This window comes from Pedobacter sp. MR2016-19 (assembly GCF_014947265.1).
In the GTDB taxonomy this organism is placed as follows: Bacteria; Bacteroidota; Bacteroidia; order Sphingobacteriales; family Sphingobacteriaceae; genus Pedobacter.
On sequence record NZ_JADCNK010000003.1, the window covers coordinates 314,390 to 327,312 of the forward strand.

Sequence of the window (12,923 nt, forward strand, 5' to 3'; positions counted from 1 at the left end):
TGACCCGCTGGGATAACATCTGAATATTCCAATCGGTACTAAATGAGTAAGTTATAAATAATAGTTACTGATCATTTTATAGTGGGCACTCGTTACTTTAACATGATTTAACTTCTTTTGTAAGAACAATTTTTTTGCATAACGAAATATAAGTTATTGATTTGATATTTAATAACTTATATTTTTTTTCTGATTTTCAATTAAATTCAGGACAGGTAGCTAGTTTGCCCGGAAACAGAGAGGGAACTTTCACAGTTCTTCGTCACTTTTGGTGAAGGGCGCATATCCCACTTTAAAAAGAATAATTTTTTCAAGCTCAAAAAAGTTCATTGTGCTGCTAAGAATCTATCACATAGAGTATCATTTATAGGTTTTCACTAAAAGTGACGAAGAACACTTTCAACGAAATACACGTCCTTGTAGATCTAACTTAACTAACCAAGCCCATCAATTGCCTGTTTCTATTGTAAAATAGGAGGTAATTATCCTGACTGGAAACCTTACAGGATAAGTGTAAAACTAAATAAGTGAATCGGGAAATAGATGATAAGGCAGCCCAATGAAAATGTCAAATCTTACCGAATTTTTTCTAAATCGTCAATAATATCTATACCTTGTGTAATTCTAAATTACGCAATTACTAATGAGAAAACTCTTTTATCTATTTCCATTGCTCCTTCTACTAGGGTGCAAGGATTCCGCGTTTTATAATGTTGACAAACTATCGCCTGATGGAATTTTGATAAATAAATGGCGGGTCGTAGGCCCTTTCAAAAATGACACTTTAGCCAACAATTTTGAAACCCGCCATTTAGAAAAACTTGGATATGATGAATCTACCCTAGATTATAATGATTTTGAGGATATGAATTCTAAAAGTGACACAAGCTTTAAGAATATTATCGCTATCTCTCCCGATCACAAAATCGATTTTAATAAGATATTCAATAAACCGAAATCGCATCAAATAAAAGGAGTAGCTTATGCCGGGTGTTTAATAAAATCTACTGATAAGCAAAATCTTAAGCTAAATTTTTCAAGCAATGAAGGCATAAAAATATGGTTAAATAATAAATTGGTTTTTTCAGACGAAAAAGGAGAAGCATTGAGGATTTATGAGAATTATATTGACTTAAATTTAAATAAAGGCTCTAATTTTCTGCTTATTCGGGTAAGTAATTTACAAAATCCATGTGAAGTGTTCGCGGCCATCGAAAAAGGGAGCAAGGAAGGACTCATGCGTCATGAACAAAATTTCCTTCTGGATTTTGGTAATAGTTTTTTATATAGAAATGTGATAGAGAACGATAGTATTAAACTCATTTGGGAGATGCCAAAAGGAAAATATAAATTGGATCTTGCTGGTCCTGAAAAAGCATCTTACGAAATAAAAACAGATGAATTTATTAACATCAGTCACTTACCGGACGGTCTTTATACAACAAAATTTTATGCTCATGGCAATACATTCGACAGTCGCTTCTATAAAGGTGATATTATAAGTAAGATAGATCAGCTTATTAAAAGCATCAAGGTGCACCCTTTATATAAAAAGGATAATACCATAAATGCATTGGAATTTCGGTTTAAGCATTTAACGAAGCCAGAGAACATTGGTAAAGAAAGTTACGAAAAACGTGCTTGGGGTAAAAAAATGACATCTTTGCTCATAAACCTAAACATACAATACAATGTATTAAATAAAAGAATTAAGCCTGGTGAAGCCGTCGGAGGATTATTAAGGTCCTACGTTTCTGAAATTGACGATGGAATTCAATATTATCAATTACATGTGCCGGTTAATTACAATCCTGAAAAACCAACTGCAATGGTAATTGAACTTCCTAAATTTATGAAACGGTTTGAATCTCCTTTACAATCATTTCGATTTGCTAATATTGACTTATTTGAACAATTTACAGATTTGGCTAATAAATATAACATGATTGTCCTTGATCCAGGGAGCAGAATTATAGACAAGCAAAATCATAACGGTATTGATGAGGCTGATCTTTGGGAAGCTATAAAAGATGTGAGAAAAGACTTTAATATAGATACTAACAGATTATATTTAAGAGGTGCGTGTTTATCAAGTCATAGTGCTTTAAATTTAGCGGTCCGTTATCCGGATAAATTTGCGGCGATTTCAACTATTGCACCTCAATTTAGCATCCCCGTTGAAAACAATATTTGGCTGCAACAAAATCTTCCATTAAATTTTCTATGTAATATTACCAATCTTCCATTTTATAACATTCATAGCGAAATTGATCCTCACAGCCCAATTAAAGTAAGTAAACAACTGAACATGGATGCGAAAAAAGCTGGATTAACAGGATATCATTATAAAAGATTACCTATGGAGTTTAAAACTTTTTACTCTGAAGAGCATTTGGATGATATTTTTCGGTTCTTTAGCAGCATAAGATCACCTCAGGCCCCGAAAAGTATAAATTTTGCAACTAACCAGTTAAAATATAATAAATCATTTTGGATTACTTTAAATGCAATTTACAATGGTAAAAAGGCATTAATTAACGCACGCATTCAAAATAATGTACTCAAAATTCATAGAGAAAATATAATAAGTTACTCTGTTGATTTAAAAAAACTTCCTTACAATAAAAAAGCCCAACTGACAATTATAGATAATGACACTGTCCTCAAAGTAAGTAGCAATAATTCTGCGAAAATGTTTACTGTAGGTAAAGACCTTTCCGGTAATAGAAAGTTTAAAAATAAGGAGATTGAAGGTCCCTTTGCTCATGTTTTTACAACATCTTTTATTGTGGTACCTGGTACTTCTGGCAATAAAGAAGAAACAGCTAAAATTAAATCCGTTGTGGATTCCTTAAATAGTCAATGGACAGATCGTTATTATACAGGTTTCCATATCAAGTCAGATAAGGATCTAACTGTGGATGATATAAAAAGGTCAAATATCATATTAATAGGGTCACCAAAATCAAACTCAGCATTTAAAAGCCTTCTTAGTAGACTTCCTTTAAAAGTTGATGTTAATTCTGTCATAATTGGCAATAAAAAATTGACGGGAAATAGGTTAAACTATTATTTTGTATACCCCAATCCAAATAACCCGAAAAAATATGTCGCCATTATGGGATATAATAATCATGCTGGATTCTCACTTGCGGCTGAGGGCAACCTAAGCAAGGCGTTTAATGATATTTCAGATTACGGTTGGTATGATTATAAAATTTGGGTTCCTAATTCAACAGGAAAAAATATTCACGGATACTTTAATTATAATTGGAAATAGGTGGTTAATCTAACCAATTAGGTAAAAATTCATTCAAATTAATAAAAATAAAGAAATCACTTCAAAATGAGTCCATTTGTTAATAAATACATATTATACCCTTTTTTAGTACTGATTTGTCTTGTCAGTTGCAAATCGCAAAATACCGATACAGACCTTGAAAAGGCACTCGGTATAGCGGGAGACAATAGAGTTCAACTGGAAAAAGTGCTAAAAAGGTATTCCAAATCTTCCTCTGATAGCCTTAAATACAAAGCTGCTGTATTCTTAATTAAGAATATGCCCGGCTACATATCCTATTCAGGCAAAAATTTAGTTGACTACACATCTTATTTTCGAGCATTGCGGCAAAGTAAAACCGAGCCTGTTAAGATTTTAGATTCTATTAATGCTGTATATGGAGGCTTCAAAAATAACCTAAACCTTACTTTAACGGATATTGAAACACTAGATTCCGCCTACCTCTGCGAAAATATCGATTATGCCTTTAAAGCGTGGACAATTTTCCCTTGGTCGAAAAAATATGATTTTGAGCAATTTTGTGAATATATACTACCTTACAGAACAGATGATGAAATGACTACAAGCTGGCGTCGTACAATTTTCGAAAAATATCTTCCGTTAGTTCGTAACATAAAAACTACCGATGCTATCGAAGTTGCAACCATACTTAGAGATAGTTTGATAAATAGAACAGGTAAACCCATATTTACGATGACACGCCCCAGAGACTATCCTGCACTTGACGCACTCACATCTCAATATTTAGCCGGCTCATGTGATGACCTGGTGCAGTTTACACTCAGTCTTTTCAGAACATTTGGAATTGCATGTTCCAAAGACTACATACCCCTTCAGGGAGCAGAAAATGTTGGTCATAGTTGGGTTTCCTTGACTAACGATGACGGAGATTACCATCTTATTGACTTCTTTGGAGAGATCGTATATGTATCTGAAATGATCGGTAATAGAACAATAATGAAAACGAAAGTTTATAGAAGAAAATTCTCAAAAAACAAAGAAGACTATGAAAGGCTCTTAAGCTTCGGAGAAAGTATTCCCTATGAGTTTTCTGAAAATCGGTACCGCTTTGTAGATGTAACCGGCCTTTACTCAAACAATTTAACAGATTTGACGATAACTAAAAAACACACTTACGAAGGATTTCCTCATGATCGAGCAGTTTTCCTGTGTGCACCCTCTTGGTTAAGTTGGATTCCAATGGACTGGAGTACTTTTGACGAAAATAGTAATATTCATTTCAAAAACATTGACGCTGGCAGCATCTTAAGGCTGGCATACTTTGATGGACAATACATCAAATTCATCACCTCACCTTTTATCGTAAACAAACAGAGCCGACTTCCAATTTTTATTCAGGACACAGGTAAAAGAAATGACCTCACATTATTCAATAAATTCAACGTCGACAAAGATATTTTTTTTAGCAATCGTATGATTGGCGGCATTTTTGAAGCATCAAACAATACCGATTTTAGAGACGCTGATACATTATATAAAATTACAAACAGCCCTAAACGACTTTTTACTGAAATAAACATTACATCCTCAAAAAAATACTGTTTTTTTCGCTACAAAGGCGGAAAGAATAGCTATTGCAACATCGCTGAAGTTGAGTTTATACCTAATAATTCGATGTTAAAAGGGGTCAAAATAGGAAGTTTAGGATCGTACGACAATAATAAACAGTATACTTACCAAGCTGCGACCGATGGGCTGACCGAAACTTCCTTTGACCACTCTAGTTCTGACTCTGGATGGGTAGGGATAAAGTTTGAAAAGCCTTTAGCTCTTAAAAAAATAAGATACACTCCTCGGAACTATGATAACTATGTGAAACCAGGGAATGATTATGAATTGTTCATCTCCTCCGATAAGGGATGGAAAACTCTTGGACGGAAAAAAGCTACGTCCGACTCTCTATTCTATAAAAATGTGCCGATTAACGGATTATTCTATCTTAAAAATCATTCGGCAGGTCAAAACGAAAGGATTTTCACCATTAAAAAAGGTAAAGCTGTTTTTAAATGATTTATTTTGCCTACGGCTTATTTCAAAATTTAACTTTGGATTTATAATATTATACACTTGGCTCAACAAAGAGCAATTTGCCTGTTCTTTAGGAAGCATTTAAGTCGCTGAAATAAGAAAAAATATTGTCGTAAAAAGAAATATGTCAATTTTAATGTTTTAATTTCATTACGCGGAAGCCTATCGCTATTAACGTTATAACCTCACTGCCATAAATCTATCAATAAATCCATGGCTTAGGTGGTGAACCTTTATTTCTATTCAGGAGCTCTGAAGTCACTTAATTAAATTTACTTCAGCCACTTATAAACTTTATACTTACTAGCACTACTATCAAACTTTAGCAAGTCGCCACCATAGTTTACGCTATAAACGTTGATTTGAGAATTGTTTTGATAAGTAGTGGCGACGGCATTAATAATACATTATTTTAACCTTTGAATAATTTAAAAACGTAATCGCTTTTTTAATTTATTTTTTTAAAAAACTTTTATTATTGAAAATAAAATATAGCTTTATAGAAATAAATTAAATGCTATGAAAAATAACAAAAAAGCGATCTTAGGATTTGCATTCTCAATGCTGGCGTCGCTAGCTTTCCTTCAAGGTATGGAAATGAGTGCAAAAAATCCGTCAACAAACCAAGTAGGTGGAGCTGTTGCAGGCTACATGGCTACCGGTGAAGCAAGTGGTGCGGCATTAGGTGCGGTTGCTGGTGCAGCTACCGCAGGAAGCGGATTACTAACTGGTGCTGCATTCGGGGCTGTAATTTGTCCTTGGTGTGCTGTTGGTGCAGTTGCATTAGGCGCTTAAACTGTAAATGAGCCGATTACGGCTCATTTACACCATTTGATTCATGAGAACTTTCAGCATCTTTTTCATTTCATCCATATTGTTATGGTTGATACCTTTCGGTCTCCGTTTCGCATTTCGTGAAAACTTCAGAGTTAAAAATGATAGTCCTAAGAACTTTGTGAACACCCACGATAAGATTGCGGATGCAATTAAAGCAAAAGATTTAGACGCCACTTTTCATTCAATTTTATCTAATAATTTAAAAGTTGGCTTCATCAATATGGCAGGTGCTGTGATTTTTGGAATACCGACCTGTATTAACTTAATGTATAATGGGTTTTCTTTGGCTGATACGGTTATAATTGCTTTAGATAGTGGTATTCCTTTGAAATTTCTATTTCGGTCTTTGCTCGCACCCCATATCATTGAGTTAATTGGAATTTGGTTAACTGCCTCTATGGGTCTTTTTGGTGCTGTAACTTTTATTCGATTCATCGTGTGGGAAAAGGTACCAGAAAGAGGAAAAATTATTTCTTTTATATATTGTGGGGCTGGAGGATTGATTATCATTGCCATTGCAGCATGGCTTGAAACCTACATTACGATAAAAAATTTTTTATAATTAACTTAACGCTTTTATGAACACATCTCTCGTTTCTGGTGTTAAACCAGAAACAACATCAAATATCTTCCCATTTCTGCTAGTCTTAGCATGTGCAATAATGGAACCAATGCTGATCAACAACTTAATGAGCCGGCTAAATTTTGAAAATACTCCGATGTTTATCTGGCTTTCCCACATCATTATCGGACTATGGATCATTGTTATTTGGGTATTACTTGCAATAATACCACATCTATTTTCGTTGCTCTATGACGCTGAAGGAAAATTTAAACTATTTTTATTTAATGTAGGATATGGATTTATACCGATGATTATAGGAATAGGAATTTCTTACTATATTATGAATCATCATCCACTGCCTAACACTACTGACTTGGTGCAATTGAAGAAAGACCCCACTATTAAGCTTATTTCAATGGTTAATATGATTTCAATGACATTAACTATCCCATGGGTTATATATACGATTTATCTATTCAAACGTTTGACATTCGTTCAATCGCTAGTTTGTGTACTGCTACCATTCTCAATACTTTATTTATTGAGTAACCTTATTGCTAGTCTTTTAAGCTGATTAGAGTAGTTAATTTTTCCTCTTCATTGGTAAGACTGAAAAAATGGTTAGAACTATTGATCCCAAAACACATACAAATCCACCGATAGCCAATAAAAAATTTGGCGTACTTGCATTTTTAAGTAAAAAATACAACGATATACAAAACAATGGAAGTGTTACGAGTATAATAGGAAGTATTACAGCGGATTTATTTTTCATAATTTTATAATTTTAACTAAGTTATAAATAAATGTTGACATTTTTTTACCGGACTGACAAAATATGTGACAACATTTTATATGCTGTTTTTACAATTCCCTTTATTGCATATTTTTTAGACGTAGATAAAATTTCCTATTATCTATTTTCAATTATAATGTTCTCAATAGCTCTTATTTGGTCGTCAAATATCTTTAATGCCAAGGAGAACAGATTTCACATGGATTGGGTGACGATTTCCTTGTTAATCCTATTAATTTATATAGCAATTCGAATGTCAATAATCTTACCCCCCTTCAGAATTTGCCAATATATATTGATAGGGATGTCTATATTTGTATTCTTTTTAAGGACTCGTATTCATCAGAACCCAGGTTCTATAGTTCTTGCGATTTTAGTCGCCGGGTTGCTGCAGCAGGCAATAGGATTACTACAGATGATAGGTGTTTTGAATAACGGTCATCCATACTTTAGAATAACAGGTACCTTTGGAAACCCTGGTGTTTTTGCAGGTTATCTGGTATCTCTCCTGCCGTTAGCCTGTTACGTAGTTAAAAGACATATTTTCGAATGGGGGCTACCATTTCCAAACTTTGCCCGATATGGGTGCTATATGTATCTGATTCTTTGTTTTTTTTTACTTCCACTACTTGACTCCAGAGCATCTTGGATTTCAGGGTGTCTGGCAATATTTATAGTTTATAGGAGCGAGATATGGCGTGTGCTTACAACGTTTTTAAATAAAAGGTGGAAAAAGTCTATTTTTTCGATCCTTACAGCTATACTATTCTTAGTAGCCATTTATATAATTCATTTGCATAAAGAGGATTCCTCTTTAGGGCGAGTCCTTGTTTGGAAAATCACTATAGGCATTTTTTCGAAAAATCCAATTTTTGGGATAGGTTTCTCAAATATTCTGAATCATTACAATGACTATCAACAAAATTATTTTGCGACACAGACTTCGGCAACGGCATTAGAGAAGTTGAATGCCGACAATGTGTATGTTTCATTTAATGAAATTATAGAATTCCTGACTGAGGAAGGGCTAGCGGGGATGCTATTGCTGGCTGCATTTGTTTTCGCTGTTTTTAATAGTGCTAAACACTTTTCAACACTTCGGTCAATGTTTGTTGCATGCCTTGCTGTGATCCTTCTATTCGCTTGCTTTTCTTACCCTTTCCATGATCCCGCTATTCTAATAAATATCTGCATTTTTTGCGCTTTGATCGTTGGAAGACCAGTAGTTTTCTATTGCAAGTCTATTTCGTTTGCTTGGATTACTGCCGTACGTGTAACAATATTTGCAGGTATGTTGACCTGCCTTATTGCCTTGTTTTATGTTCTTCCTGATGTTATAAGGTTAAGACAAATTGCTAAAACGGTAAATGTAACCGATCCGGATTTCTCCAGAAGTAATCTGAACAGAATTTCATTGTTACTCAGTCATGACCCAGAATATCAAACCTCTAAAGCCATTATTTTGTACCGGAAAGGTTTATTTGGTGAAAGCTTGGATCTGTTAAACGCTGTTTGCAAAAGTTCCAGTAATAGTGATTTATATCTACTTAAAGGGCAAAATCTTGAAGCATTAAAACAATATCATCTTGCAGAAGCTGCATACTATTATGCCTTAAATATAGTTCCAAATCGCTTGTTACCGAGGTATATGCTGTTTAAACTATATCTTAAACAAGGGGATTTTAATTCTGCTGCATTTGTTTCTTCTCAGGCGGTGAGGCTTAAAGAAAAAGTGCCCTCAACCACTACTAATGCTATCAAATATGAGATGAGTAGTTTTTTAAATAAGTTAAAAAAAAGTCGCTGATCAAAGTATGTTATACGAAATTTTTCATTCTATATATAGTAATAAGACAAGATCTTTACTTACCGGCCTGGGGATAATTTGGGGTATCTTTATTTTAATTATTCTTGTTGGTGTTGGAAAAGGCTTTCAAGATGGGGTTTTGGAACAATTTGATGGCTTTTCAAAAAAAACCCTTTACGTTTTTAGTACACATACTACGGGTTCAGAAATTGACGAAACTGCAAACCGTGAGATATACTTCAATGAAAAAGATGTAGCTAACCTCCATCGTCTTTTGCCGCCGATATCAAATATTTCCCCACAGATCCAGCAGAATCTGACATTGGTTTCTGGAAAGCTACGCGCTTCCTTCGATGTAAAGGCAGTATATCCAACTTTTTTTAGCATCAATATGCTACAAGTAAGTGAAGGCAGGTTGCTCAATCAAAATGATTTTTCATTCAAAAGAAAAGTAGTTTTATTAGGTAAAGATGTTGCTGAGGTGCTGTTTGGGAAATCGAAAACCTGTATAGGTAAATCTGTGAGAATAAGTAATGAATATTTCACAGTAGTAGGAGTAATTAAAACCAACCTGCTAACGGCGCTTGAAAGCCGATCGGTTTATCTACCGTTCTCTAGTTTCAATACATTTATTAACAGTAGCGCAAAAATAAAGTTGTTAATTATTTCATTGTTTCCTGGTACTAGTACAACTGCAGTCGAATCCAAGATCCGACTTTATATGGCGGATCATTATAATTTTCATGCTGGGGATAAAAATGCTTTTATTTTCAATAGTGTGGAGGAGCAGGTTAAGGCATTTAATAGTTTTTTTTCCAGTTTGAAGGGGTTTCTTTGGTTTATTGGAATAAGTTCTCTTTTAAGCGGCATAATAGGAGTTGGAAATATAATGTATACGGTTGCGAAAGAGCGAACTAAAGAAATTGGAATAAGAAAAGCAGTCGGAGCGAGAAATATTCAAATTATGTGGTTATTCATTTCTGAATCGATCATAATTACATCAGTGTCCGGTCTCTTAGGCTTAGGAATGGGAACATTAGTTCTTAAGATGATTAAGTTGGCCATGAATGAGGGAGACGGGCAGGGAACTAATCAGATCTTTAAAAATCCTAGCATTGACTACCCAATTATCATATCTGCTTTAATAATACTTATTATATCAGGAACTTTGGCTGGAATAATCCCGGCTACCTTTGCCGCAAGATTAAAACCAGTAGACGCTTTAAAACAGGAATAGTGAAAAAGAAATTAAATAATATCGTAATATCGCTACTGATTGCAGTGATCGTTTTCGTGGTATATAGCGAATATGCCGCTACCCCACGTGTAAATTATAAGCATACTTTGCCCACAAAGAGAAATATCAGCAAAAAAATTATTGTCCCAGGAAAAATTCGGGCCGCAAGAAATATAGAAGTAAAGTCTATAATTGCAGGAGTAATAGAAAAAGTTTTTGTTCAGGTAGGTGCCCATGTACGAAAAGGTGATCCAATAATTCAAATCCGAACAATTGCGGATCCTGTCGAATTCCAACGTTTAACAAAAAGGATGGAAGCAGCAGCCGCGCAGTTGGAAAATACCACAAAAACTTTCAACGCCTATAAAACATTGTTTGAAAAACAAGTGATTGCGCGTTCAGAATACAATGAAGTAACAAAACAATTAAAGATACATCAGGCAGAATTTCAGTCACTTAAATCCGAATTATCAATCATAAATGGCAGCGCATTAAACAGTGATGGCAATATTATTAGAGCTACCGCAGATGGAACAATATTGAACTTACCAATAAAGATAGGTGGATCTGTCATGGCGAGGGGTGCATTTAGTGAAGGGACAACCATCGCATCCGTTGGAAACCTAGATGAATTAAATTTTGTTGGAACTATCTCAGAAATTGAAGTTGCAAATTTAAATGAGAATATGATTATTAATTTGGCCTTGGTTGCATTGCCCAAAAGGCGCATCACGGCAAAGATTACCATAATTTCTCCAACTGGAACGTCTAATGATGGGGTCACAAATTTCGAAATCACAGCATCATTATTAATTCCCAAGGATTTGCGAAATACTATCCGGGATAGTTATAGTGCTAACGCAGAGATCTTAGTAGATCGAAGGATACAAGTATTGGCCATTGAAGAGGGAAATCTTCAGTTCTCCAACGATTCCATATTTGTAAATGTGTTAACGGATAAAAATGTTGTCGAAAAAAAGCTTGTAAAATCAGGACTATCAGACGGTATATATACTGAAATTGTATCTGGAATTTCGATGAAAACCAAAATAATAAAACCAAACTATAATGAGAAACAATAAAAGCATGTCATTAATGTTGCAATTCTGCTATCGCAGAATTGCCTTACTTACCACCCTATTATTAATAGGAACGTTTTATAGCTTTGCGCAAAAAAAGTATGTAAGTGCTAATCATTATTCATTTTCTTATCCACTTACTTGGAAAGTTATCGATCCACAGGTATTAAATGCTACTGTTAAATCCAATGAATTACAGAATGCAAATTATGAAGTAGGTTTTAAGCTAAGTAACGATACGTCTCAAAAAATTCACTATCCATATTTTCTTATCCAACATCAAGTTGCAAATATTGACTTTGAAAAATTATCTTTTACTGCTACGGCAAATCTTGTTAAAAAGAAATTCGAAAACGAAGTTTTGAGTTATCGCTCATCAGAAGTGGATACAAGTAAGGTTAAATTAGTGAAGTTTGATTCAGTCAAAATAGATTCACTTAATAAAGCTGTTTCTCAGACATTACATATTCGCGTTTCAGGCACAAGAGAAATTATTTATATCAAACATGCGTTTATCGGTAGATTTGGGATCACGGTTCTAAATTATTACCTAGACAATGACAAGGGAAGAACACTAATTCCTGAGCTTGTAAAAATTAATAGTTCGTTCGTTTATGACAAAGGATATGAACCAATTACCCTTATAAAGCCACCAAAAAAACATGGTTTGATTAACTTACTTATTGCAGTTGCTATTGGAACGGTGGTCTTTTTTGCAATAAGATATTTTTCAAAAGGAAAAGCCTAGCTAATATTTTTTAAATTTTATTCCGAGAATACCTCAAGTCTTGCCTCGGGGGTCAAAGCGGAAAGTTTGAAAACGAAGTGTTTTCAAATACATTGGCATGGTGGATGAACATATTTATAAACGTCACAATGAGACCCTTTTGTTATACCATCTGGTATTTCCTCTGAAATATAGACGGGAGCACTTTAATTATATGCTACTGATCAAGGAATAAATCAGTTTTACATTAAGCTGGTAACGCATCTCTCGTTCTAACTTATAGTCCTGTAAAACTACTTCTAGTAAGTCGCTCAATATCAGCAAACCTATAAGTTCCTTGTTTTTATAAACTGGAAGGCTGGATGCTTTTGATTATAGGAAGAGATTTAGTGCATAGTAAACCGTGTCAAGGCGGCACTTTATTGACTATCAATTCGGCAGAGAGTTTTCAACTACAAGGGACTGCGTAACGCAATATTTTCAATAAAATCTTTACTACCAATAGCTCATTGATAAGTTGGCTTA

Annotated in this window: 9 protein-coding genes; all 9 read left to right on the forward strand. The window is 34.3% G+C overall.

What is annotated here, in order from left to right:
* The first annotated feature begins 643 nt into the window (after positions 1 to 643).
* Entirely contained in the window at positions 644 to 3,280 is a 2,637-nt protein-coding gene (locus tag IM793_RS06065) for a hypothetical protein (RefSeq protein ID WP_193420196.1), read from the forward strand.
* Between the two features lie 66 nt (positions 3,281 to 3,346).
* Complete coding sequence (locus IM793_RS06070; RefSeq protein WP_193420197.1) at positions 3,347 to 5,332, forward strand: discoidin domain-containing protein; 1,986 nt, start codon at positions 3,347 to 3,349, stop codon at positions 5,330 to 5,332.
* 537 nt (positions 5,333 to 5,869) lie between these two features.
* Entirely contained in the window at positions 5,870 to 6,145 is a 276-nt protein-coding gene (locus IM793_RS06075) for a hypothetical protein (protein WP_193420198.1), read from the forward strand.
* Positions 6,146 to 6,188: 43 nt separating this feature from the next.
* Complete coding sequence (locus IM793_RS06080; RefSeq protein WP_193420199.1) at positions 6,189 to 6,749, forward strand: stage II sporulation protein M; 561 nt, start codon at positions 6,189 to 6,191, stop codon at positions 6,747 to 6,749.
* 16 nt (positions 6,750 to 6,765) lie between these two features.
* Entirely contained in the window at positions 6,766 to 7,326 is a 561-nt protein-coding gene (locus tag IM793_RS06085) for a hypothetical protein (protein WP_193420200.1), read from the forward strand.
* A gap of 526 nt (positions 7,327 to 7,852) precedes the next feature.
* Positions 7,853 to 9,355 carry an O-antigen ligase family protein gene (locus IM793_RS06090; RefSeq protein WP_193420201.1) on the forward strand — a complete coding sequence of 501 codons (1,503 nt, stop codon included), beginning with the start codon at positions 7,853 to 7,855 and terminating at the stop codon, positions 9,353 to 9,355.
* A gap of 7 nt (positions 9,356 to 9,362) precedes the next feature.
* Positions 9,363 to 10,592 carry an ABC transporter permease gene (locus IM793_RS06095; RefSeq protein WP_193420202.1) on the forward strand — a complete coding sequence of 410 codons (1,230 nt, stop codon included), beginning with the start codon at positions 9,363 to 9,365 and terminating at the stop codon, positions 10,590 to 10,592.
* On the forward strand, positions 10,592 to 11,674 hold the full coding sequence (locus IM793_RS06100; protein ID WP_193420203.1) for an efflux RND transporter periplasmic adaptor subunit: 1,083 nt from the start codon (positions 10,592 to 10,594) through the stop codon (positions 11,672 to 11,674). The genes IM793_RS06095 and IM793_RS06100 overlap by 1 nt, the downstream gene beginning before the upstream one ends.
* A complete protein-coding gene (locus IM793_RS06105) occupies positions 11,661 to 12,419 on the forward strand; it encodes a hypothetical protein (RefSeq protein ID WP_193420204.1) in 759 nt (252 codons plus the stop codon). Before IM793_RS06100 ends, IM793_RS06105 begins: the two co-directional genes overlap by 14 nt.
* Positions 12,420 to 12,923: the final 504 nt, after the last annotated feature.

What these genes read in the sequence shown, in the direction of transcription:
- IM793_RS06065 (WP_193420196.1), top strand. Translation starts at nt 644, where the DNA reads ATGAGAAAACTCTTTTATCTATTTCCATTGCTCCTTCTACTAGGGTGC.
- IM793_RS06070 (WP_193420197.1), top strand. Translation starts at nt 3,347, where the DNA reads ATGAGTCCATTTGTTAATAAATACATATTATACCCTTTTTTAGTACTG.
- IM793_RS06075 (WP_193420198.1), top strand. Translation starts at nt 5,870, where the DNA reads ATGAAAAATAACAAAAAAGCGATCTTAGGATTTGCATTCTCAATGCTG.
- IM793_RS06080 (WP_193420199.1), top strand. Translation starts at nt 6,189, where the DNA reads ATGAGAACTTTCAGCATCTTTTTCATTTCATCCATATTGTTATGGTTG.
- IM793_RS06085 (WP_193420200.1), top strand. Translation starts at nt 6,766, where the DNA reads ATGAACACATCTCTCGTTTCTGGTGTTAAACCAGAAACAACATCAAAT.
- IM793_RS06090 (WP_193420201.1), top strand. Translation starts at nt 7,853, where the DNA reads ATGTCTATATTTGTATTCTTTTTAAGGACTCGTATTCATCAGAACCCA.
- IM793_RS06095 (WP_193420202.1), top strand. Translation starts at nt 9,363, where the DNA reads ATGTTATACGAAATTTTTCATTCTATATATAGTAATAAGACAAGATCT.
- IM793_RS06105 (WP_193420204.1), top strand. Translation starts at nt 11,661, where the DNA reads ATGAGAAACAATAAAAGCATGTCATTAATGTTGCAATTCTGCTATCGC.